The sequence below is a fragment of the Streptomyces sp. NPDC058051 genome, from assembly GCF_042885475.1.
In the GTDB taxonomy this organism is placed as follows: domain Bacteria; phylum Actinomycetota; class Actinomycetes; order Streptomycetales; family Streptomycetaceae; genus Streptomyces.
Genome location: NZ_JBHVRW010000007.1, coordinates 46,854 through 70,398, shown reverse-complemented (window position 1 = coordinate 70,398; position 23,545 = coordinate 46,854). Strand labels below are relative to the sequence as shown.

The following is a 23,545-nucleotide window of genomic DNA, read 5'->3' as shown; positions in this document are numbered from 1 at the left end:
CCGGACCGCCCCGCCTTCCCCCCCACCCCGAGGATTCCGCCGTGACCCCGCTCGACCTCGCCGGTTATCTCATAGCCGCCCTGATGACGGCCGTCGCCCTGTGGCGCATGCCGGCCGCTCTGTGGGGCGACGAGGAAGACAAGCGCCGCCGGGCCCTGTGGGGGTGCTACGCGGGATTCGCCGCCGCCCTGTGGACCAAGACGCAGGCCGTGCGCATCGCCCTCAACGACAGTGCCGTCACCGATCTCGCCGTCCTGATCAAGCACTACACGGCGACGATCGCGATCCTGGCGATCCTCAGCTACATCGTCGCGATCTACGGCCAGTACCCCGACGCCGGCACCGTGCCGCGCCATGTGCGATTCGCCCGCGCCATCCAGCAGGTGGCGGCCAAGGCGTCCGTCGCCACGCTGATCCTGCTGACGGTGCTGTTCTTCACCGTCGTCGACCGTTCCGCACCCTCGGACCGCTTCGTCGCGGACCACGCGGGCCAGTGGGGCGCCACGCTGTACATGAGCGTGTTCTACCTCTACCTGGGTGCCGCCTCCGCCGTCTGCGCGTACCAGTGGGCGCTGGCCACCGCGGGGGCCGGGCTCCGTCATCTGCGCGTGGGCCTCGGCATGATGACGTTCGCCATGTTCATCGGGGTCGGATACACCGTCAGCCGGACCCTGTTCCTGTGGGTCAGCGTCATCGACCGGCCGAGCGAGGACTTCGCCCTCATGTTCGACGAGGTGACCGAGGCCGCCCAGGTGGTGCTGTTCGCCTTCTTCGCGGTGGGTGCCTCCATCCCGGCGCTCAGCAAGGGGCAGCGCCGCGCGAAGCTGTGGCGGGCCCAGGTCAAACTGCACGGGCTCTGGTACGAGTTGATGACGGCCTTCCCCGAGCAGCCCTTCGAACCGCCGACCTCGCTGACCCGCGAACTGACCCGCTTCGACACCCCCGCCGACCTGCGCGTCGACCGCTGGGCGGCCGATATCGCGGACGCCGTCGAGAAGCTGCGCCACTACGTCCCCGACGCCCTGCTCCCGGCCGCCAAGGCCGCCGCCGCGGACGCCGCACCGGACCGCGAGACCGCGCCGCTCGCCGACGCGTACTGGATCAAGGCGGCGCTGCGCGCCAGGAACGCGGGCACGCCGCCCTCGGCCGCGGCCGCGTTCGACACCCAGCACGCCATCGACCAGGACGGCGAAGTGGCCAGGCTGACCAAGGTGGCCGCCGCCTACCGAACGGTCACGGACGACCGGGCCCAGCAGGTCCTGGACCACGCCACATCCGGTACCGGGGCGCCGTCAGCCGACGCCACCGCCCCGGCGCCCACCGCGTCCCTGGAGGAGACGGCATGACCCCCACCGGCAGCACCGGTACCACCAGCACCACCGGCACCGACGCCTCCACGCCACCGGGCATCCGTGTCGCACGTACCGTCACCGATGTCTTCCAGCCGCGCAACCTCCTGCTGGTCGGCATGCTCGGCATCGGACTGGCCGCCGCGGGCCACTGGACCGGACTCCTGTGGGGCTTCCTCGGCGCGCTGTGCGCCGGGCTCGTTCCCGCCGGGTACATCGAGTGGGAGCGTGGGCGCGGCACCTGGGGCGACCGCCATGTCGTCGACCGCACCAAGCGGGCCCCGATCTTCCTCGTCATCCTCGGTTCCATCGGCACCGGTTCGGTGGTGATGGTCCTCGGTCACGCCCCCACGGGCATCCTCGTGGCCATGCTCGCGCTCTGGGCGATGACCGTGGTCCTGCTGGGCGTCAACACGGTCTGGAAGATCTCGGTGGACGCCGCGGTCGCCTCGGCCGTCGTCGCCCTGTCAGCCGTGGTCCACTCGCCGTGGTGGCTGCTCGCGTACGCGATGACGGTGGCCGTGTGCTGGTCGCGTGTGGCGCTCGGGTACCACTCCGTGGCGCAGACGGTCGCCGGGGCCTCACTGGGGGCCGCGACAGCGGGCGCGTTCCTGCTCGTCTGATCCGCGCGGGTCCGCCGGGCCGGGCGATGTCGGAAAAAGCACCATTGAACCGATCTGCCGCGGGGTACAGGTGCCCCGTGCCGAACTTCGAGATCACCACCGCAAGCGCCGACGACCTCACGACGCAGGCCGAATGGGCCCACGCGGAAGGCTGGAATCCGGGCCTGGCCGACCGGCACGCCTTCTCCGCCGCCGACCCGCGCGGCTTCCTGATCGGCCGGCTCGACGGCGAACCGGTCTCCTGCGTCTCCGTGATCCGCTACGGCTCCGGCTTCGGATTCCTCGGCTTCTATCTCACCCGGCCGGGGATGCGCGGCCGGGGCTACGGCATCCAGCTCTGGCGGGCCGGCCTGGCACGGCTGGAGGGACGCAACGTCGGCCTGGACGGCGTGGTGGCCCAGCAGTCCAACTACCGCAGGTCCGGCTTCCGTTCCGTCTGGACGAACATGCGGTACGAAGGACGGCCGGCCGCCGCGCCGCCCGCACCGCCCGGCGTCACGCTCGTCGACGCCCGTACGCTCCCCTTCGACCGGCTGGCCTCCTACGACCGCCGCTTCTTCCCCGCCGACCGTGACAGCTTCCTCGCGCCGTGGATCGCCGGGCCCACGCACACCTCGCTCGCGGCGGTCCACGACGGCGAGCTGCAGGGGCTCGCGGTGCTGCGGCCCTGCCGTACGTCGTCCCGCATCGGCCCCGTGTACGCCCGGTCGCCCGAGGTGGCCGGCGCCCTGGTCGGCGCGCTCGCGGCCACCGACCCCGGCACCCCGGTGGCGATCGACGTACCCGACGTCAACCCGGCCGCTGTGCGTCTCGCGGAAGAGCTGGGCCTCACCCCGTCGTTCGAGACCGCCCGGATGTACACCGGTCCGGCTCCGGACATCGACCACGCCGGGCTGTTCGGCATCACCAGCCTGGAACTGGGCTGACGGGATCCCTCACCCGCAGTGCGCCGCGTCCGGGGCGGCGGGCGTGCGGGTGCGCGAGGCCAGTACCGCTATGTCGTCCTCCGCACCCGGTCCGAACCGTTCGAGGACGTCGTCCAGCAGGTCGTCGAGGCTTCCGCTCTCGGGCAGGGTCAGTTCCCTGAGGCGGCCGACCGAGATGTCGATGTCCTCGCCCCGCCGCTCCACGAGGCCGTCGGTGTACAGGAACAGCACCGTGCCCGGTCCCAGTTCCAGCACCGTCGTCCGGTAGCCCCCGAATCCGGTGCCGAGCGGCGGGCCCACGGGCACCCCGTCGCACACCCTGGCTCCGGACCCTCCGGGTTCGATGAGCACCGGCGGCAGATGCCCGGCGCTCGCCACCTCGCACACCCCGCCGGACCGGTCGACGACGGCCAGCAGACAGGTCGCGGCCCGGTCCAGTCCGGACCGTTCGACCATCCGGTCCAGCTGTTCCAGGATGCGGTGCGGCGGCAGCTCGTCGTCGGCGAACATCCGCAGCAGCGAGCGGTAGTGGCTCATCGCCACCGCCGCCTCCACCCCGTGGCCCATCACGTCACCCATCGCCTTCAGATGCCGTCCGTCCCGCAGCGGAAGGACATCGAACCAGTCACCGCCGACCATCACGCTCCGGTCGGCCGGCAGATAGCGGGTGGCGACCTCGATGTGCGGGTGCGGCGGGTGCGGCTCGGACAGCAGGGAGCGTTGCAGCTCCAGGGCGATGGTGTGCTCGTGCGCGTACCGGCGGGCGTGGTCCAGATCGACGGCGGCCCGGCCGGCGAGTTCCCGGGCGACCACCACGTCCTCGTCCGTGAAGACCGGCGAGTCCCCCGCCCGCACCAGGCCGAGGACGCCGAGCGGACCACTGCGTACGGTGACCGGCACGATGACCGCCGAGTGCATCCCGAGGGCACGATAGGCGGCGACCCGTTCGGATGTGGGGGCGGAGCGGCCGAGCTGTTCGTCGGAGATGCGGTTCTCCACGACCGGCTGGTTGGTCGCCAGACAGCGCTGTACGGCCGCGCCCTCCTGGTAGTCGACGTACTCACCGGTCAGTCCGAACCCCGGCAGGTCTTCGTGCAGACCGCCGACCGCGGTCAGCGCCGCCCGGCGCAGCCGCAGCACGCCGGGGGGCGCGGGGCGCACCGGGGCGGCGACGTCGGGCGGGAACACCTCGACCGTGGCGAGGTCCGCCAGCCCCGGCACGACGAGGTCGACGAGTTCCGCGCAGGTGGTGTCCATGTCGAGCGTGGTCCCGATCCGGGCGGCCGCGGTGTCGAGCATCGTCAGATGGCGCCGGGCCTGCTGGAGCTCGCGCTGCTCCTTGTCGCTCGCCTGGACCTCCAGCACGATCCCGGCCAGCCCCACGACCCGCCCGCCGGCCTCCAGACGGTGATACGCCCCGTGCCAGTACCGCCGGGCCGGTCCCGCCGCGGAGGCGGTGAATCCGCCGGAGGTGATCTCGCGGGGTTTCCCGTCGGCGAGCACGGCCCGCATGATGTCCTCGCCCGCGTCGACGCCCGGGAGGACCTGGGCGACGGTGCGTCCCAGATGCTCCGCGGCCGGAATGCCGTTGAGCCGTTCGAGGGCGGGGTTCACGTACAGGTAGCGCAGCCCGGTGTCGAGCACGCCCACCCCGGCCGTGGTCCCCTCGACCAGGGCCGCCAGGATCCCGAAGTCGAACGGCATCGTGCTGTCGGCACTGCCGGCGGCGTACGCATCGGCCTGCACGTCAACCTCCTGGGGCGGGCACGGACGTCCCGCTGCCCGGCCTTCCATCGTCGACCGCCCGCCCTCACCGCGCATCCGCTGCATCCGCCGCCTGTACTACGCACACCCCGACGCCTCCCGCGCACACCCCAGCGCCTCCGGGCCCGGCCAGGCTTCACCGGCGGGACCGGCGGCTCGCGGGCGGAGGGCTCAGGCGAGCGGGTGCGAGGTCCGGCCGGACGCCTCGTCGATCTCGTCGTGCGCCTTCGTCAGCATCTTCATCGCCAGCTCGTTCAGCGCTCTGGCTCCCGCGATCTCCTCGCCGACCCTCGGCTGCTCCTTGTCGGAGGGGTGACGGCTCGCGTATCCGTGGGAGCGCACCTCGTTCCCGTCCGGAAGCCGCACCAGGGCAGCCGCACGGGTGCGCTGGGTGTCTTCCTCGAACTCCAGGTCCACATGCCACCCGACGGTTGTCTTCATGACGATCACCTCCCTACCAGGGTGCGCCCGTTCCTCCGCTCCTGCACCACGGCACCTCCCCCGCGAAAGGACGTGACAGACCCGCCCCGATCTGTCACGTTGTTCCGCACACCCGGCCCGCCGTCCGACCATGCGGCCGGCGTCCGTCGCCCGGGGGCGGCGGTCCGCCGACACGACAGATTCGACCGATTCAACCGATGTGAACCGACGTGCCAGGAACACGGGCCCGGCATCAAAATCGCGTAAAAGTCTGCCGGAACCCGGCAGTACCCGTTGCCCGGTGTGTATGGGACCATCCACTCAGTTCGACGGAAATGTTCGGGGGATCTCGGAGACCGGGGAGGGCGTACACATGACCTTGTTTCTCGGTCTCGGTATCGCGGGAATCGTCCTGCTCGTCCTGTCCCTGGTCTTCGACGGCATCCTCGAAGGTCTCTTCGGAGGCGTACTGGACGGCCTCTTCGACGGCCTCCTGTCCCTCCCCGTCATCGCCGGATTCGTCTCGATGCTCGGCTTCGGCGGCGCGATCGTGCTCGGCGCCACCGGCGCGGGTACCGTCGTCGCCACCGCCGCCGGAGTGCTGGCCGGGATCGTCGCGGCCTGGCTGACCTGGAAGTTCAGCCAGACCCTGATGCGCGACCAGACCAGCACCACCCCGCGCGGCGACGATCTCGTCGGCACGTCCGGGTCGGTCGTCACGGCCATCCCGGCCGACGGCTACGGCGAGGTCCTGCTGCACCTCGCGGGACAGCCCGTGAAGCTGGCGGCGAAGAGTCCGGAGCCGGTGGAACGCGGCACCGAGATCTGGGTGGAGGCCACGCTGTCGACCACCTCGGTCGCGGTCCGCCCCGTCGAACGCTGACCACCACCCGAACCGGAACACCGCCCGAAAACAAGCTGCCGTCCCCGCAGGGAGGCAGGGGGGACACCCTTATGAGCCCAGTCGTGACCGCAGTCGTCGGAGTCGTCGTACTCCTCGTCCTGCTCGCCCTCGTCGTCATCACCCGCTACAAGGTCGCCGGGCCCAGCGAGGCGTTCATCATCACCGGACGCCGCGGCAAGAAGTCGACCGACCCGGTGACCGGCCGCACCAGCATCGACAACAGCGGCCAGAAGGTCGTCGTCGGCGGCGGCGTCTTCGTCGTCCCGTTCGTCCAGCAGAAGTTCACCCTGGACCTGTCCAGCCGGCACATCCCGGTGGCCGTGCGCGGAGCCGTCACCCTGCGCGGTGTGAAGTCCAACCTCGAAGGCGTCGCGATCGTCAAGGTCGGCGGCAGCGAGGAAGCGATCCGGGCCGCGGCCCAGCGCTTCCTCCAGCAGCAGAACGGCATCGTCGGCTTCACCCAGGAAGTGCTCTCCGGTGCCCTGCGCGCCATCGTCGGCCGGATGTCGGTCGAGGACATCATCCGCGACCGCGCCGCGTTCGCCGGCCAGGTCGCGGAGGAGGCCGAGGCCAGTCTCTCCGGGCAGGGCCTGATCCTGGACGCCTTCCAGATCCAGGACATCACCACCGAGGGCTCCTACCTCGAAGACCTCGGCCGTCCCGAGGCCGCCCGCGCCAAGCAGGAGGCGGACATCGCCGAGGCGATCGCCAAGCGCGCCTCCGAGCAGGCCCGGCTCAAGGCCGCCGAGGAGATCGCGATCGCCGAGCGGACCTTCTACCTCAAGCAGGCCGAGATCAAGGCCGAGACGGAGGCCGCCGCGGCCAAGGCCAACGCGGCGGGCCCGCTCGCCGAGGCGGCCCGGCAGCAGGAAGTCCTCACGGAGCAGGAGAAGGTCGCCGAGCGCCAGGCCGCGCTGACCGACCGCGAACTCGACACCAAGGTCCGCAAGCCCGCCGACGCCGCCCGCTACCAGGCCGAGCAGGAGGCCGAGGCCCGGCGGATCGCCCAGGTCAAGGAGGCCGAGGCGGACGCCGAGCGTTCCCGGCTGACCGGTCAGGGCGAGAAGCTGCACCGCTCGGCCCTCGCCGACGCCGTACGCATCGAGGGCGAGGCGGAAGCCGCTGCCATCGCGGCGAAGGGCGCCGCCGAGGCCGAGGCCATGCACAAGAAGGCGGACGCCTTCGCCCGGTACGGCGACGCGGCCGTGCTCCAGATGCTGGTCGAGGTGCTGCCGCAGGTCGTCGCCAAGGCGTCCGAACCGCTGAGCGCCGTCGACAAGATGACCGTGATCTCGACGGACGGCGCGAGCCGGCTGTCGCGTACGGTCACGGACAACGTCGCCCAGGGCATGGAACTGCTCAGCTCCACCACCGGGGTCGACCTGGCGGCTCTGCTGAAGAACCTCAAGGGCGGTACGGCCGCGGCCGTACCGGCCGGACCGTCGGAAGCGGCCGACTCCGCCCCGTCCCCGAACGGGAAGATCGAGATCAGCGACTGATCCGTCCCGAAACCCCGTCCGTGCCCGGCCGGCACCGCACCGGCCGGGCACGGGAACGTCCCGGCACAGCGAGGTGTCGGGCACGGGCGGGGTGCGGGCAACCCACGGACGTCCGGGCACGGGGACGTCCGGGCACAGCGAGGTGTCGGGCACGGGCGGGGTGCGGGCAACCCACGGACGTCCGGGCACGGGGACGTCCGGGCGCCGGAATCCGGGGCTCAGTCCGCCAGGTCCACCCGCACCGTCAGCAGGTCCGTCCCCAGGGCCCGCACCACGGCGCTGTTGTAACGCGGAAGCCTCCTCAGCCGGGCGCGGGCGTCGTCCTCGGGAAGGGGGTGGGCGGTGCCGGTGTGCCACCGGCCTCCGATGCGGACCCGGACGCGTGGGTCGGCCCGGATGTTGCGGAGGTACTGCGACCTCTCGCCGAACTCCGAAACCAGCCAGAACTCCCGGCCCACCCGGCTGCCGCCGACCGGCGTGCGGCGCGGGAGCCCGGAGGCACGGCCCGTCGTCTCCAGGAGGGTCTGCGCCCGCGACCGCCTGGCGAGCGGATTGACGACATGCCGCTGGAACGACGTGACCACCCGGAACCTGAACTCTCGACTGCGCGACATCCACGGCCCTTCCGTCGGTTGCTGCGGTCGTCCGGAAGCCGGCCCCGACCGGCCTTCCGACCCGGTACCAGCCTCGTCGCTCACCCGCGCGCCGGAGGCGGCGGCGGCCTCCGGATAGGGTAATGCGCAGATAAAAAGATCACCAAGTATGCCGGCGCACCGCCGTACTCCTCGGGAGGAAGCCATGGGAACCCACCGCACCACACTGCCCGGAGTCGGTGTGCAGTACGACTACACGACCGAGTCGGGACAGCACATCTCTGTCGTCGTCCACCACGACGGACGGCGGTTCATCGGCTTCTACGACCAGGACGACCCAGATTCGTGCCGGCTCTCCGTACCCCTGACGCCGCAGGAGGCCACCGGGCTCGCACACCTCATCGACGCCGCACCCATCGACGCCGTGCGGACCGAGGGCATCGACCTGGTCACCGAGCACATACCGCTCGGCACGCGGTCCCCGTACGGCGGGCGACTGCTCGGGGAAACGAAGGCCAGGACCCGGACGGGGGCCTCGATCGTGGCCGTGCTGCGCACGCACAGTGCGCATCCGTCGCCCGGACCGGACTTCCGGCTGGCCATCGGCGACACGCTCGTGGTCGTGGGTACCCGCGAGGGCGTCGACGCGCTCGCCGAGATCATTGCGGAGGGCTGACCGTGCACGACACGACCGCACTGCTGGTGGAGCTCGGCTCCGTCATCCTGGGACTCGGGATCATCGGCCGGTTCGCCGGCCGGATAGGACTCTCCCCGATCCCGCTGTATCTGCTCGCGGGCCTCGCCTTCGGGGACGGCGGACTGCTGCCGCTGGGGGCCAGTGAGGAATTCACCGCCGTCGGCGCCGAGATCGGGGTCATTCTGCTGCTGCTCCTGCTCGGACTGGAGTACAGCGCCTCCGAGCTGGTGACCAGCCTCAAGACGCAATATCCGTCCGGTGCCGTGGACTTCGTGCTCAACGCGACACCGGGGGCGGTCGCGGCACTGCTGCTCGGCTGGGGACCGGTGGGGGCCGCGGCCCTGGCCGGGGTCACCTGGATCTCGTCGTCCGGGGTGATCGCGAAGGTGCTCGCCGATCTGGGCCGGCTGGGAAACCGGGAAACGCCCGTCATCCTCGGTGTGCTGGTCATCGAGGACCTGTCGATGGCCGTGTACCTGCCGCTGCTCACCGCGATGCTCGCGGGCGTGGGCTTCGCCGGGGGAAGCGTCGCGCTGCTCATCGCGCTCGGCACCGTCGGCCTCGTGCTCTATCTGGCACTGCGGCACGGGCGGCTGATCAGCCGCGCCGTGTCCTCCGACAATCCGGAGATGCTGCTCCTGGTCGTGCTCGGGCTGACCGTCCTGGTGGCCGGTGTGGCACAGCAGTTGCAGGTGTCCGCGGCCGTCGGGGCGTTCCTGGTCGGGATCGCGCTCTCGGGTGAGGTCGCCGAGGGGGCGCGCAAGCTCCTGACGCCCCTGCGGGATCTGTTCGCCGCCGTCTTCTTCGTGTTCTTCGGGCTCTCCACCGATCCGGCCGCGATCCCGCCGGTGCTGCTTCCGGCGGCGCTGCTGGCCGTCGTCACCGTCTTCACCAAGATCGGCACCGGATGGTACGCGGCCCGGCGCGCCGGAATCGGTTCACGCGGCCGGTGGCGGGCCGGGGGAACGCTCGTCGCCCGCGGCGAGTTCTCCATCGTCATCGCCGGACTGGCCGTGGCGACCGAGCCCCGTATCGGGCCCATCGCCACCGCGTACGTCCTCATCCTCGTCATCGTCGGCCCGCTCACCGCCCGCTGGACACAGCCGATCGTGGCCAAGATCCAGGCGTTGCGGGGCCGGGACGACAAGGGCGGGGCCGGCGGCGGCGACATTCCCGCGGCCCGTCCGGCGCCCGCCGCGCAGGAGGAGTTCGCCGCCTCCTCCGACTGAGCCGGACATCGCACCGGGCCGGACATCACGCCGAGCCGGACCGGGGGCGAGTCAGGCATGGTGGCGAGTCAGGCATCGTGGTGGGTGGGGAGGTCGGACGGCCAGCCCAGCGGGTACCCGTCCGGGCCCGGCCCCGGCTCGGGCGGGTACCCGCCCGCCACGGTGAACGCGGTCAGCGCGTCGATCAGGGCGGTGCGCTGCTCCGGATCGAGGAGTTCGACGACGGCGGCGATCTCCTTGCGGCGGACCGCCGTGACGTCCTCGACCAGCCGGCGGCCCTCGGACGTCACCCGCAGCACCGTCTCGCGCCGGTTGACGGGGTTCACCTCCCGTTCCGCGAAACCGGCGGCGATCAGCCGGTCCAGCATGCGCATCGCGGTCGACGGGTTCACCCGGAGCCGTTCGGCGAGCGTCACCAGCTTGGCGTCGCTGTTCGTGGCCAGCACGGCGAGAAGCCGGAACTGCGGCAGCGTCACCCGGTCGCCCACCGCCGCCAGCGACCGTGCGGAGAGGTCGAAGAACAGCCTGGAAGCCGCCAGGACGACGCGCGTCACCTCGTCGATGTCGGCGTCGATGCCGGCATGGGCGTGGGCGTCGGCGTCGTCCCGGTCCCGGTCCTGCTCCCGGTCCCGGTCCCGGTCCCGGTCGGACGGTCGGTCCTCACGTCCCTGTTCGTACGCGGCCATGTCTCTTTGTACCGCCTGGACCGTGTCGGCCGGTGGCACCCGCTCCGGGTGTCACGCGGAGGGCGGCGGGGCGTGCGAAGGGCGGACGGCGGCCGGTGCGCGGGCGACCCGGCCGTACCGCTCACAGCGGCGTCGCGGCGTGCAGGATCCGTACCAGGGACACCGTCGCGTTGAGCGACGAGAGCGCCGAGACGGCCGTGCCCGTCGCCGCGACGAGCGCCGCCAGGAAGACATGGGCGGACGACGGCGGCCACAGCCGGGCCTGCGGAACCGGGGAGAGCAGCGCCGCCACCCGGCGCGGTATCGGCCCCGCCTCGGAGCCGGAGCTCGCGAAGGCCGCGAAGCCGACCGAGGCGTCCGGTGCCCCGTGCGAGAACAGCGCCGCCTTGCCGACCGCGATCGCCACCACCCTCCGGTCACCGACCGCGCGGGCGGCCTCCTCGTCCGCCCACCGCTCGGTGCTGAACGCCACCGCGGTACGCAACGGCAGCAGAAACGGGTTGGCGCGCGCCGCGAGGTGGGCGGCCAGCAGATAGCGATGGTGCCGGGCCGCCAGATGGGCCCGTTCGTGGGCGACCAGGGCCAGGCGCTCGCGGGCGTCCAGACACCCGGTCATCGCGGTCGAGACGACGACCCGGCCCGGATTGCCGGGCAGCGCGTAGGCGTACGGCACCGGGTCCGGAACCACCGCGACATCGCCCGAAGCGGCGAAGGACGCGGCGGACAGGGCGCGGCCGGCCCGGACCCGCAGCCGCACATGGCGGTAGACCGTCCACCCGCACGCCCCGAGCACCGCCGCCAGCGCCCCGATCGCGACGATGCCCGCCTTCTCCTCGTACGGCACCGCCTCCCGCACCTCCGCGTCCGACCAGCGGTCCGGCAGCGGATTGCCCGGGAGCTGGGCCGTACCGACCACCATCAGCAGCCCCAGGCACAGGGTGCTGCACAGGGCGAGCAGCGCCCCGACGACGGCGAGCAGCCGCGTCGCGCTGCGGGGGTGCAGATGCTGTTCGGCGAGGCGCGCGATCGGCAGCGCGGTCAGCGGCAGCACGAGCGGCAGGCAGACGAAGACACCCATCGGACCGCTATCGGCCTTCCGCATCAAGAGGGTTGGCCGGATCCTCCGGCGCTGCCACGCGGGCCAGGAGCGCGCGCAGCCGCTCCTCGTCACCCGGGGAGAGGGCCGAGATGAAGTGGGCGAGCACGGCACCCCGGTCCCGTTCGCCGTCCAGCACGCGGCGCATCCGCAGGGCCGCGAGACCGGCCTCGTCGGAAGCGGACGTCCAGGTGTAGGAGCGGCCCTCGCGGGATCTGGTCACCGCGTTCTTGGCGTAGAGCCGGGAGAGGATCGTGATGACGGTGGTGTACGCGAGGTCGCCGTCGAGGTGTTCCTGCACCCAGCCGGCCGTCGCGGGGCCGCCGGCCGACTGCAGTACGGCGAGGACCTGGGCCTCCAGTTCGCCCTGCCCACGCCTGCGCAGCCGCTGAGGTCCGGGGGACGCGGCGGTGCCGGAGCGCAAGCCTTCGGAGGGCGCGGCGGTGCCGGAGCGCAAGACTTTGGAGCACAGGGATTCGGAACGCGGGGATTCGGAACGCGGGGATTCGGAACGCGGGGATTCGGAACGCGAGGGTTCGGGACGCGCGGCGTCGGGCACTTCCTCGTGGGGCGGCTCGTTGTCCGGGTGGTGGTGGTCGGGGCCGGCCGAGTCCATCTGGGTCCGCCCTTCTGCGAAACCGCGCCAACAGCGGCGTCGCAGCATCCTACTTACTGAAGCATCCGGGACACAGCGGGCGCCCGCCCTGCTAACTTCTACACGTCTGTAGAGTTGGAATCCATTCCGGCAACACAACGCAACGTATGGAGACGTCATGGCACTGTGGGATCGGATCAAGGAATCCGCTTCGTCGATGCAGTCGCAGCTGGAAGCGAAGAAGAACGACCTGAAGAGCGGCGCGTTCCGTGACGCGAGCATGGCCATGTGTGCCCTGGTCGCCGCCGCCGACGGTTCCATCGATCCGTCCGAGCGCCAGCGTGTCGCCTCGCTGATCGCGACCAACGACGTTCTGCAGAACTTCCCCGCGGACGACCTGCAGCGCCGTTTCAACGACTACGTCAACAAGCTGACCGCCGACTTCGCCTTCGGCAAGGTCAGCGTGCTCCAGGAGATCGGCAAGGCGAAGAAGAAGCCTGCCGAGGCGCGTGCCGTCATCCAGATCGGCATCGTCATCGGTGGTGCCGATGGCGACTTCGACAAGTCGGAGCAGGCGGTCGTGAGGGAGGCGTGCTTCGCGCTCGACCTTCCGCCGCACGAGTTCGACCTCTAAAGGCATTCCCTGACCGACGACCCGGCCAGGCCCGGTCCGTTGCCTCACCCCCTGTACTGCCGGAACAACCGCGGGCCGACTGACCACCGGCCCGTGTCCGGCAGGCCGGGGGTGCGCTACTCCCCCGATGCGCGCCCCCGGCCACCCCTCTTCGAGACCCCGCCCCCGCAGGACGCGTCAACGCCGCGTCATGGGGGCGGGGTTTCGCGCCACATACGCGTCAGGGCCGTACCGGCCGCCTTCACCGCGGGCATAACGTGAGCCGTGCAGCACTCACACCCGGGCCTGTCGAGGAGGCACCCCATGTCCGACCACAGCGGAACGGACGACCCCGAACCTCTTGAACCCGGCCCGGCCGGACCGCTCTTCGTTCCCGTCCGGCCGGGACCAGCCGGTTCTCCCACCGGTTGGACGGCACAGTTCTTCCGTACTCCGCTGGGCGACCGCACCGCTGTCGGCTTCACCTCCGCGCACCGGCTCGCCGCCACCCTGGGCGACGGCCAGCCCTGGATCAGGCTCTCCGAATCCGCCCTGCGCGCACTCGGCACACCGCTCGGTGTGGCCGTCCTCACCGTCGACCCCCAGCTGACCGCCCAGCCGCCCGGACGGTCCGGCACCCTTGCGGCCGGGGCGCGTCGACGCAGCCCGTACCCGAGGTCCGGGCCCGCCTCCGTCACCCGGTGCGGGCGTTGACGACACCGTGCGCCGGCCAGGGATCCCCCCTCGTCACCCGTCGCGCGCTCACCGCACCGCGCGAGAACCGGGGTTCCCACACAGGCGGGCCATCGGTGCGGCGCCGGGTCACACTTCCTTGGCCGGCCAGTCGAGCAGCCGGGCGCCGATGACCGCCGTCTGCAGGGTGTAACGGTTCATCGGGTCGGACGGATCGGACCCGGTCAGCTGATGGATCCGCTCCAGCCGGTACGTCAGCGCCCGCACGCTCAGCGAGAGGCGCCGGGCCGTCTCGGCGGCCACGCAACCCGCGTCGAAGTAGACGGTGAGCGTCTCCAGGAGAGGTTCGGCGCCGCCGCGCGCCTTCTTCAACGGGCTCAGCTGACTGCGTACCAGGTCGGCCATCGCCTGCCGGTCCCGGGTCAGCACCGGGTAGACGAGCAGGTCGGCGGCGTACAGCACCGGATCGTCCAGATCCATCCGCTCGGCGAGATCGAGTGCGTCGAGCGCCTCGTCGTACGAGTGGACCACGCCGCCGGGGCCGCGGTGCGCGCGACCGATCGCCACCTGTCCGCCCTCCGTCGCGGCATGCGACTGCTTGGCGAAATAGCGCAGGACGTCGGGCTGGCTGCCGGGGGCTATGCAGACCAGCCGCCCGTCCTTCGTCGTGATCAGGATCTTCCGGCCGCTGAAGCGCGTGAGCAGCGCCGACTCGACCGTGCGCGGCACGGAGTCCGTCTCCGTGTACGCCTCGGGGCCGGCCGCCACCGCGACCGCGTGGGCGCGCGAGAGCCGCAGCCCGAACCGGGTGGCCCGCTCGGCGAGCCGGCCCAGATCGCTGCGCCCGTACAGCAGATCGTCGATGAACTCGCGGCGCGCCGCCTCCTCGCGCCGGACGGTCAGCCGCTGGGCCCGCTCAAAGCCCTCGGCGAAGGCGTCGACGGCCTGCTCGACCGCGGCCAGCACGGAGTCCGCGGTGGCGGCACTGGCGGACGCGCCCTTCGGCCAGGAGGCGCGGGTCGCCGCGAGATGGAGGCCGACCAGGGCCCGCAGTTGGAATCCGGCCTCGGCGGCCTCCCGGCCCAAGCGCCGACGAGTGTCCAGTTCATCCCGATTCAACCGGCGCCCGGTGGAGGCCACCTCATCCAAAACGTGGGCGTAGCCCTCCAGATACTCCTCGGGAATCTCCGGCTCCGGCACACGCACTCCTCAAGTCCCCCACGCGACACTGACACTCGCTCAACGCATGGCGGCCGGTGCCGGTGCCCGGCACCGCGAACCGGTGAACATTGCCGGACTCCGGCAGTGCGACGTGCGGACCCGGCGTGACACGATCCGATCAGCACGAACGGGGGATACGGGGGATACGGGGAAAACAGGGGGATACGGGGGAAGACCCGGCTGCTGCGGCGCCGCCCATCGCGGAACCGCAGCGCCGGGGTCACCACCGGACCGCCCCGCACCCCGCACCGCCCGCACAGGACAGGGGGTGGACCGATGCAGGAGTTCCTGAACGCGGCAACTGCCTTTCCGGCCGTCCTGTTCGGTGCCGCGCTCGTCGTCGTCGTGTTCTTCTGGCTCCTGGTGCTGGCCGGTGCGGCCGACCACCATTCCTTCGACGGGGACCTCGACACCGGTACGGCCGGGATCGGCGGAGTGCCGGTGACCGTCTCGGTGTCCGTGATGGTCGTCGTCGGCTGGTTCACCAGCCTGACCGGTACGGTCCTGCTGCACCGCAGCGGAGTCACCGGCTTGGTCCGGGCGGGGCTCGCCGTCGCGGTGTTCGCCGGGGCGCTGCTGATCGCCTGGGCCGTGATGCGGCTGTCGGCTCGCTGGGTGCGCCGTCGTTTCGCGGACCAGCCCCCTCCATCGCGGCAGGACTTCCTCGGCCGGGTCTGCACGATCCGTACCGGTTCCGTCAGCTCCGACTTCGGTCAGGCCGAGGTCGCGGCGGCCGACGGTTCCACCGCGATCGTCCAGGTCAGGCTGCTCGGTCCGGCGGACGCCGCGGTACTCACCTCGGGCAGTACGGGACTTCTGTACGCGTACGAGGACGAGGGCGAGTTCTTCTGGGTCTCGCCGTACGACAGGGCGCTGGACCCGGGACCGCCGGAGCCGGACACGAGCCTGCGGCCCGGTACCCGCTCAGGTACGCGCCGGGACAGGCGTCGCTCGGGCTGACCGCCCCTGCCCTGCCCGTCCGTACCCGCGTCCCGTCCGCTTCCGCGCCGAGCCTCCCGTCCCGCGCGTTCTGACCCGCGCACTCCGTTCCGCGTTCTCCGTTCCGCGTTCTCCGTTCCGCCGATGCTGCCGCGCCGCGGCCGCATGTCGCCGAACCGCCCGAACCGCCCGGACCGTCCGGGCCGAACCTCGGTCCTCTTCACCTTTCACACCAGCCGCCAAGGAATGTCATGGATGCCATCACCCTGGGCTTCGCGGTGCTCGTAGCCGTTGTCCTGCTCATCGCCATCGCTCTGCTTCTCGTCATCAGCCGGCTCTTCCGCAAGGTGGAACAGGGCAAGGCTCTGATCATTTCCAAGACCAAGAAGGTCGATGTCACCTTCACCGGTGCCGTCGTCCTGCCGGTGCTGCACAAGGCCGAGTACATGGACATCTCGGTGAAGACCATCGAGATCCGCCGCACCGGCCGTGAGGGCCTCATCTGCCAGGACAACATCCGCGCCGACATCCACATCAACTTCTTCGTACGCGTCAACAAGACCGTCGAGGACGTCATCAAGGTCGCCCAGTCCATCGGTACGGAGCGGGCCAGCGACAAGGTGGCGATCCAGGAATTCTTCTCCTCGAAGTTCGCCGAGGCGCTCAAGACCGTCGGCAAGCAGCTGGACTTCGTCGACCTGTACACCAAGCGCGAGGAGTTCCGGGACCGGATCATCCGGGTCATCGGGACCGACCTGAACGGCTACCACCTCGACGACGCGGCGATCGACTTCCTTGAGCAGACGCCCCTGACGCAGCTCGACGGCGCCAACATCCTCGACGCGCAGGGCATCCGCAAGATCACCGAACTGACCGCGATCGAGCACGTGCGCACCAACGAGTTCCAGCGCACCGAGCAGAAGGAGATCACCCGGCAGAACGTCGACGCCCGCGAGACCATCCTGGAGCTGGAGCGCCGGCAGGCCGAGGCCGAGATCAAGCAGCGCCGCGAGGTGGAGACGCTGCGGGCCCGTGAGGAGGCCGCCACGGCCAAGGTCCAGGAGGAGGAACGGCTCGGCTCGCAGGCCGCGTTCATCCGCACCGAGGAGCAGCTCGGCATCCAGCGCGAGAACCAGGCCCGGGAGATCGCCGTCGCGCAGAAGAACCGTGAGCGCGTCATCGCCGTGGAGAACGAGCGCATCGAGAAGGACCGGCTGATCGAGGTCATCGGCCGGGAACGGCAGACCGAGCTCGACCGGATCGCCGCGACGAAGGAGGTCGAGGCCGAGCGCCGCGAGGTCGCGGACGTGATCCGGGAGCGGATCGCCGTGGACCGCACGGTCGCCGAGCAGGAGGAGTCCATCAAGACGCTGCGCGCCGTCGAGGAGTCGGAGCGCACCCGCAGGTCGGTCATCATCGCCGCCGAGGCGGAGGCCCAGGAGAAGCTGGTCAAGGACATCAAGGCGGCGGAGGCCGCGGAGGCGGCGGCCACCCACGTGGCCGCGGAGCAGCTGACGCTCGCCGAGGCCCGGCTGAAGACCGCCGATCTGGAGGCCCGGGCGAAGCTGCGGCTGGCCGAGGGAATCCAGGCGGAGTCCGCGGCGCCCGGACTCGCCGAGGTCCAGGTGCGCGACGCCGAGGCCGACGTCATCGAGAAGACCGGTCTCGCCGAGGCCGAGGCGGCATCCGCCCGGCTCAGGGCCGAGGCGGAAGGGTCCAGGCTCAAGGCGCTCGCGGCGGCGGAGGGCACGCAGGCCCAGGCGACGGCCGACGCGGCGATGATCGGCGAGAAGCTGAAGGCCGAGGCGGCGGGGCTCACCGAGAAGGCGGCCGCGATGGCGGCGCTGGACGACGCCTCGCGCGGGCACGAGGAGTACCGGCTGCGGCTCGCCGCGGAGAAGGAGATCCGGCTGGCCGGGCTCGATGTGCAGCGGCAGGTCGCCGAGGCGCAGGCGACGGTGCTGGCCACGGGGCTGGAGAACGCCGACATCGACATCGTCGGCGGGGAGTCGGTCTTCTTCGACCGGCTCGTCTCGTCCATCTCCATGGGCAAGAGCTTCGACGGGTTCGTCGAGAACTCGGACACGGCGAAGGCACTGGCAGGGCCGTGGCTGAACGGCACCTCGTCGTTCACGAACGACCTGACCCGGGTGCTGTCGTCGGTGTCGACGGGGGACGTCCAGAACCTGACGGTGTCGGCGCTGCTGATGCGGATGATGCGGACGCCGGGAGCGGGTGTGGCGCCGGAGCAGGTGCAGCAACTGCTGTCCGCGGCCCGGGAGCTGGGCCTGGCGGACGCACCGGTGTCCGCGCTGACGGGTACGCCGGCCGTGACCGGTGCGGATGTTTCCGACGTGCCCGCCTCGCAGAACGGGTCGCCGGTCGCATAGAGCGGCCACCGGCCCCCCGGCCACCGGCCACCAGCCGCCGGCCACCAGCCACCGGACGGACCGGAGCAGTTCGGGCCCGTCCGGCGGCCGAGTGACCCGGCGCGGCCGGCGGCCGCGCGGACACCGGCACCGGGACCGGCACCGGGACGCACCCGTACCCCACACACCTCGTAGAAAGAGCCGTACGTATGGAAACCGACACCACGACCGCTCCGGCCGCCGGCGGCCCCGTGGACGCGGGGACGTACGACGTGCTGCGCCGTCGGCTGACCGACCGGGCGGCCGACCTCGTACGCCGCGCCGAGGCCCTCAACACGCGCCGCACCGAGGAGTTCGGGTCGACCGAGCTCCGGCTCACCGGCACCGAGCAGATCCGTACCCGTCAGGCATCCGTACCCCGCGACCTGGTGGCCGTCGGCGGCCGGCTGCTGTTCGGGTTCGAACGGGGCCCGGGAGCGCCGGAGCCCGCCGAGATCGGCGACGTTCTCGCCCGGTACGGCCCCGAGTTGGCGGAACCGGACCAGCGGGGCCTGCTCGCCGACGAGGACTTCGTCCGCGAATTCGCCGCCCTGCACCGCTACTACCGCGACGCCCGCCTCCTCAGGCTGCGGCGCGTGGACGGCCGCCTGCTCGCCGTCTTCCGTACCGGCGAAAACGCCGACGGCATCCGCGTCCTGCGGTGGGCGCTCGCCCCCGACGGCTCGCCCGGGGCGTTCCTCGACGCGCGCGGCGACCGCGACCACGCCTTCCCGCCGTCGCACGACTTCACCTGGACCGTCGCGGGCCGCGCGTCCCATGTCCCCGGCCGGCACCCGCACATCGCCGTGGGCGGCGACGGGGAGGGCACGGGCGCCGTCCTCTTCGTCGACACGCTCGGCGGCACCCTCACCGTCAAGGCGGTCAACGACACCGACACCCCTGACGGGATCTACGAGGAGCCGGTCACCGAACCTCTTCAGTCCCTCGCCGACGCGGATGTCGAGTACGCCGTGTCCGGCCCGCTGGTCCTGCTCCGCGTCCGCCCGTACAACGAGGAGTCCTGGCGGTACCTGGTCTTCAACACGCTGCTCGGCACGGTGCTGCGCCTGGACCTCATCGGGCCCGCCTGCCACCGGCTCCCGGAGGACCAGGGGATCATCTTCCCCGGCGGCTACTACCTCACCACCGGCGCCGCCAAGACCTTCGACATCGCCGAACCGCTCACCGAGCCGGTCTTCGAGGGCGCCGTCCGCTCCCCGAACGGTGAGGACGTCCTCTACGTCTTCCGCTCGCCCGACGACGGCCGCAGCCTGCTCCTGCCCTACAACCTGATCCGGCAGGAGGTCGCCACTCCGCTGCAGGGCCGCGGCCACGCCCTGCTCGACGACGGCACGCTCGTCCTCCTGCGGGGGTCCGCCACCGGGGACGAACCGGCCCGGGTCCACCCGTTGCAGCGCTGGCAGACCCCGTTCGTCTCGGACACCTACGCCGCCTCCCGCCCCGCCGGGACCGGTCCGCTCGCCCGGGTCGGCAACGCCGACCTGGTGCGCGGCATCTCGGACTGCCTGGCGCTCGCGCACAGCGCCGCCGAGACGACACCGACCGCCGCCGTCTACGCACAGCTGGTCGCGGACTGCACCCGCGCCACCGACCGCTACCACTGGCTGTCCGACCCGGAACTCGGCTCGCTGTCCGCTCCGTTGGCCGAGCTGCGGGACACCGCGCGGCAGGTCCTCACCGAGTTCGAGACGGTGCGGGAGCTGACCCGGCAGGCCGCCGACGCTCTCGACGAGACCGCCGAGCGGATCACCACGCTCGTCCGCCGCATCCGCGGCGAGGCCCTGCACTCGGCCGCCGAGTGGGTCGGCCGGCTGACCGAACTCCGCGGGGCGCACGGCCATGTCGCGACGCTCGCCGACCTGCGGTACGCGGACCCGGAGCGGATCGCCGAACTGACCGCCGCCACGGCCGACGCCCTCGCCTCGGCCGGCCGGCGCGCTGTCGCGTTCCTCGGCCGGGAGGACGCGTTCGCCGACTACCACGAGGACATCGCGCGCCTGGCCGCCGAGGTGTCCGCGCTCACCACGGTCGTGGACGCCTCGGCGCTCGGCGACCGGCTGACGGAGATGGCGGACGGTCTCGGCACCGTCACGGAGGTCGTCGCCGGGCTCGACATCGGTGACGCGACGGTCCGTACGTCGATCCTGGAGCGGATCGCCGAGGTACTGGGCGGGGTCAACCGGACCCGCGCCGCTCTCGACGCGCGGCGGCGTGAACTCCTCGACCACGAGGGGCGTGCCGAGTTCGCCGCCGAGTTCGCCCTGCTCGGGCAGGCCGTCACGGGGGCGCTGGCCGCGGCGGACACCCCGGACACCTGTGACGAACAACTGACGCGGCTGCTCCTTCAGTTGGAGAACCTGGAGTCGCGGTTCGCCGAGTTCGACGACTTCCTCGCCGAGCTGGCCGAGCGGCGCACGGAGGTGTACGAGGCGTTCTCGGCCCGTAAGCAGACGTTGCAGGACGCCCGGGCCCGGCGTGCGGAACGGCTGGCGGATTCGGCGGGCCGGGTCCTCGAAACGGTCTCCCGGCGCCTGGCCGCCCTGCCCGACCTGGACGCCGTCCACACGTACTTCGCCTCCGACCCGATGGTCGCCAAGGTCCGCCGCACTGCGGACGAGCTGCGGGAACTCGGCGATCCCGTGCACGCCCAGGAGCTGGACGGGCGGCTCCTGGCCGCCCGCCAGGAGGCCGGGCGGGCCCTGCGCGACCGCGGGGAGCTGTACGCGGACGGCGGTGCGACGATCCGTCTGGGCCGGCACCGGTTCGCCGTGAACACCCAGCCGTTCGACCTGACGCTCGTCCCGCACGGGGACCGGCTCGCGTTCGCCCTCACCGGCACGGACTACCGGGCGCCGGTCAGCGACCCGGAGTTCGAGGCGACCCGCCCGTACTGGGACCGGACGCTGCCCTCGGAGTCCGCGCGCGTCTACCGCGCCGAGCATCTGGCGGCCCGGCTCCTGGACGAGCACGGCGCCGACGCCCTCGCCGCCCTGAGCGCGGCCGATCTCGCGGGTCTCGTGCGGGAGTCGGCGGCGGCCTCGTACGACGAGGGCTATCAGCGCGGGGTCCACGACGAGGACGCCACCGCGATCCTCACCGCCCTGCTGGCCCTGCACGCCGGGGCCGGTCTGCTGCGCTGCCCGCCCGCCGTGCGAGCGGCGGCGCAGCTCTTCTGGGCGTACGGGACGGACGAGGCCCGGCGTACCTCCTGGACCCGGCGGGCGGTGTCCCTGGCCCGCGCCCGCGAGACGTTCGGCCTCGCCCCGGCCGTCGCGTCCCTCCAGGAGGAGTGGGCGGACGCCATCCGGAGCGAGGGCGCCCCGGCCGCGCACATCGCGGACGCCGGCTCCGGGACGGTTGGCCCGGGGGCCCACGGCTCGGGGGCCGCCGGTTCCGACACGGCCGGTTCCACGACCGTCGGCCCGGGGATCACCGGCTCCGGGGCCGATGACTCGCGCGCCGTCGCCGCGTACCTCTTCGAGGAGCTGACGAGCGGACCGGCCGGATTCGTCACGAGCGCCGCCGCCCGCACGTTCCTGGACAAGTTCCGTCGCACGACGGGCTCTTCGGCGTACGACGACGATCTCGCCGCCCTCCACGACGACCTGCCGGCCCGGCGCCAGCTGGTCGAGGGCTGGCTGACCTCGTACGCCGCCGCGAGCGGCACGGAGATCGACGCGGGCGATCTGGCGGAGGCCGTCGCCGTGGAGCTCTGCCCGGAGCCGGTGCTCGACCGGTACGAGTGCGACGCGCCGCTCTCCACGACCGTGGACGGCCTGCTCGGCACCCACCCGCGCGTGGAGCGGGGCCGGCTGGCCGTGCGCCTCGACGAACTCCTCGCCCGGACGGCCGACTTCCGGTCCCGCTCCGTCCCCGGCTTCCGCGCCTACCAGCGCAGGCGCGGCGCACTCGTGGCCGCAGAGCGCGCCCGGCTGCGGCTGGACGACCACCGGCCGCGCGTCATGTCGGCGTTCGTCCGCAACCGGCTCCTCGACGAGGTGTACCTGCCGCTGATCGGCGACAGTCTCGCCAAGCAGCTCGGCACCGCCGACGCCGACCGGCGCACCGACTCGCAGGGCCTGCTCCTGCTCGTGTCGCCGCCCGGCTACGGCAAGACGACGCTCATGGAGTACGTCGCCGACCGGCTCGGCCTGGTCCTCGTCAAGATCAGCGGACCGAACCTCGGCCACGACGTGACCTCCCTCGATCCGGCCCAGGCGCGCTCCGCGACCGCCCGCCAGGAGATCGAGAAGATCAACTTCGCTCTGGAGGCGGGCAACAACACGCTCCTCTACCTCGACGACATCCAGCACACCTCGCCCGAACTGCTCCAGAAGTTCATTTCGCTGTGCGACGCCACCCGCCGCGTCGAGGGTGTGCGGGACGGCGAGCCGCGCAGCTACGACCTGCGGGGCAAGCGGTTCGCGGTGTGCATGGCGGGCAATCCGTACACCGAATCGGGGGCGCGGTTCCGGATCCCCGACATGCTCGCCAACCGGGCCGACGTGTGGAATCTCGGTGAGGTGCTGAACGGGCACGAGGACGTCTTCGCGCTGAGCTTCGTCGAGAACGCGCTGACCGCCAACCCGGTGCTCGCGCCGCTCGCCGGGCGTTCCCGCGACGATCTCGCGCTGTTCGTCCGGCTGGCCTCCGGCAGGGACACGGCAGCCGTCCCGGACCGGCCGGACCATCCGTACGCACCCGCCGAGGTGGACCGGATCGTCTCCGTCCTGCGCCATCTGCTGACCGCCCGGGACACGGTCCTGGCCGTGAACGCCGCGTACATCGCCTCGGCCGCGCAGACGGATACGACGCGCACCGAGCCGCCGTTCCGGCTCCAGGGCTCGTACCGCAACATGAACAAGATCGCCGAGCGGATCGTGCCGGTGATGAACGACGCGGAACTCCTCGCCGTCATCGACGACCACTACGCGGGCGAGGCCCAGACGCTGACCGCGGACGCGGAGTCCAATCTGCTGAAGCTCGCCGCACTGCGCGGGCGGCTCACCGCCGAACAGTCCGCGCGCTGGTCCGCGGTCACCGCTTCCTACGTCCGTCACCAGGCGCTCGGCGGCCCGGACGGCGATCCCCTCGCCCAGGCCGTCGCCGCGCTGGGGCTGCTCGCGGACCGGATCGCGGCGGTCGAGTCGGCGATCGTCCGCGTCGCGGACCCGCGCCATCTCCTCGCGGGCCCGGCTCCGGCGCCCCGGCACGCGGCACCGCGCACCACGGCACACGAAGATCACTGACCGGCCGGAACCGGTCGAAC

Annotated in this window: 19 protein-coding genes; 12 read left to right on the top strand and 7 right to left on the bottom strand. The window is 72.0% G+C overall.

Annotated features, from left to right (window positions below):
* Positions 1-41: 41 nt before the first annotated feature.
* From ACFVUT_RS13840 to ACFVUT_RS13830, 3 genes are all read left to right on the top strand, one after another.
* Positions 42-1,346 (top strand): MAB_1171c family putative transporter, encoded by a 1,305-nt coding sequence (locus ACFVUT_RS13840; RefSeq protein WP_389647884.1) that lies wholly within the window; start codon positions 42-44, stop codon positions 1,344-1,346.
* A complete protein-coding gene (locus tag ACFVUT_RS13835; protein WP_389647880.1) occupies positions 1,343-1,972 on the top strand; it encodes a hypothetical protein in 630 nt (209 codons plus the stop codon). The genes ACFVUT_RS13840 and ACFVUT_RS13835 overlap by 4 nt, the downstream gene beginning before the upstream one ends.
* A 77-nt stretch (positions 1,973-2,049) precedes the next feature.
* On the top strand, positions 2,050-2,898 hold the full coding sequence (locus ACFVUT_RS13830; protein ID WP_389647877.1) for a GNAT family N-acetyltransferase: 849 nt from the start codon (positions 2,050-2,052) through the stop codon (positions 2,896-2,898).
* Positions 2,899-2,907: 9 nt separating this feature from the next.
* On the opposite strand, the gene ACFVUT_RS13825 is transcribed toward ACFVUT_RS13830, so the two are convergent.
* A complete protein-coding gene (locus ACFVUT_RS13825; RefSeq protein ID WP_389648573.1) occupies positions 2,908-4,602 on the bottom strand; it encodes a SpoIIE family protein phosphatase in 1,695 nt (564 codons plus the stop codon).
* A 231-nt stretch (positions 4,603-4,833) separates the two neighbouring features.
* Positions 4,834-5,103: a DUF1876 domain-containing protein gene (locus ACFVUT_RS13820; protein WP_389647874.1), complete on the bottom strand. Its 270-nt coding sequence runs from the start codon at positions 5,101-5,103 to the stop codon at positions 4,834-4,836.
* A gap of 352 nt (positions 5,104-5,455) precedes the next feature.
* Between ACFVUT_RS13820 and ACFVUT_RS13815 the strand changes: the two genes are divergently transcribed.
* Positions 5,456-5,965, top strand: coding sequence for a hypothetical protein (locus ACFVUT_RS13815; protein WP_389647870.1), 510 nt, complete (start codon positions 5,456-5,458; stop codon positions 5,963-5,965).
* 71 nt (positions 5,966-6,036) lie between these two features.
* The gene (locus tag ACFVUT_RS13810) at positions 6,037-7,485 is read left to right on the top strand and encodes a flotillin family protein (protein ID WP_389647868.1); all 1,449 of its coding nucleotides are present in this window, start codon (positions 6,037-6,039) and stop codon (positions 7,483-7,485) included.
* A gap of 218 nt (positions 7,486-7,703) precedes the next feature.
* Here ACFVUT_RS13810 and ACFVUT_RS13805 read toward each other — a convergent pair whose 3' ends face one another.
* Positions 7,704-8,099, bottom strand: coding sequence for a nitroreductase/quinone reductase family protein (locus ACFVUT_RS13805; protein ID WP_389647866.1), 396 nt, complete (start codon positions 8,097-8,099; stop codon positions 7,704-7,706).
* Positions 8,100-8,283: 184 nt separating this feature from the next.
* Between ACFVUT_RS13805 and ACFVUT_RS13800 the strand changes: the two genes are divergently transcribed.
* Positions 8,284-8,754 (top strand): cation:proton antiporter regulatory subunit, encoded by a 471-nt coding sequence (locus ACFVUT_RS13800; protein WP_389647863.1) that lies wholly within the window; start codon positions 8,284-8,286, stop codon positions 8,752-8,754.
* Positions 8,755-8,756: 2 nt separating this feature from the next.
* Complete coding sequence (locus tag ACFVUT_RS13795) at positions 8,757-10,004, top strand: cation:proton antiporter (protein WP_389647860.1); 1,248 nt, start codon at positions 8,757-8,759, stop codon at positions 10,002-10,004.
* Positions 10,005-10,072: 68 nt separating this feature from the next.
* Here ACFVUT_RS13795 and ACFVUT_RS13790 read toward each other — a convergent pair whose 3' ends face one another.
* The 3 genes from ACFVUT_RS13790 to ACFVUT_RS13780 form a co-directional block, all read right to left on the bottom strand.
* Positions 10,073-10,690: a MarR family winged helix-turn-helix transcriptional regulator gene (locus ACFVUT_RS13790; protein WP_389647857.1), complete on the bottom strand. Its 618-nt coding sequence runs from the start codon at positions 10,688-10,690 to the stop codon at positions 10,073-10,075.
* 121 nt (positions 10,691-10,811) lie between these two features.
* Positions 10,812-11,768, bottom strand: a complete 957-nt coding sequence (locus tag ACFVUT_RS13785) for a M56 family metallopeptidase (RefSeq protein ID WP_389647854.1) — start codon at positions 11,766-11,768, stop codon at positions 10,812-10,814.
* Between the two features lie 7 nt (positions 11,769-11,775).
* Positions 11,776-12,210: a BlaI/MecI/CopY family transcriptional regulator gene (locus ACFVUT_RS13780; RefSeq protein WP_389648570.1), complete on the bottom strand. Its 435-nt coding sequence runs from the start codon at positions 12,208-12,210 to the stop codon at positions 11,776-11,778.
* A gap of 349 nt (positions 12,211-12,559) precedes the next feature.
* Between ACFVUT_RS13780 and ACFVUT_RS13775 the strand changes: the two genes are divergently transcribed.
* Positions 12,560-13,015, top strand: coding sequence for a tellurite resistance TerB family protein (locus tag ACFVUT_RS13775; protein ID WP_389647851.1), 456 nt, complete (start codon positions 12,560-12,562; stop codon positions 13,013-13,015).
* 303 nt (positions 13,016-13,318) lie between these two features.
* Positions 13,319-13,708: an SAV_915 family protein gene (locus ACFVUT_RS13770; protein ID WP_389647847.1), complete on the top strand. Its 390-nt coding sequence runs from the start codon at positions 13,319-13,321 to the stop codon at positions 13,706-13,708.
* Positions 13,709-13,816: 108 nt separating this feature from the next.
* On the opposite strand, the gene ACFVUT_RS13765 is transcribed toward ACFVUT_RS13770, so the two are convergent.
* Positions 13,817-14,887: a PucR family transcriptional regulator gene (locus ACFVUT_RS13765; RefSeq protein ID WP_389647844.1), complete on the bottom strand. Its 1,071-nt coding sequence runs from the start codon at positions 14,885-14,887 to the stop codon at positions 13,817-13,819.
* A gap of 297 nt (positions 14,888-15,184) precedes the next feature.
* Between ACFVUT_RS13765 and ACFVUT_RS13760 the strand changes: the two genes are divergently transcribed.
* The 3 genes from ACFVUT_RS13760 (at position 15,185) to ACFVUT_RS13750 (ending at position 23,525) form a co-directional block, all read left to right on the top strand.
* Positions 15,185-15,868: a hypothetical protein gene (locus tag ACFVUT_RS13760; protein WP_389647841.1), complete on the top strand. Its 684-nt coding sequence runs from the start codon at positions 15,185-15,187 to the stop codon at positions 15,866-15,868.
* A gap of 230 nt (positions 15,869-16,098) precedes the next feature.
* The gene (locus tag ACFVUT_RS13755) at positions 16,099-18,237 is read left to right on the top strand and encodes a flotillin family protein (protein ID WP_389647839.1); all 2,139 of its coding nucleotides are present in this window, start codon (positions 16,099-16,101) and stop codon (positions 18,235-18,237) included.
* A gap of 188 nt (positions 18,238-18,425) precedes the next feature.
* On the top strand, positions 18,426-23,525 hold the full coding sequence (locus ACFVUT_RS13750; protein WP_389647836.1) for a DNA repair ATPase: 5,100 nt from the start codon (positions 18,426-18,428) through the stop codon (positions 23,523-23,525).
* The last annotated feature ends 20 nt before the right edge of the window (positions 23,526-23,545 follow it).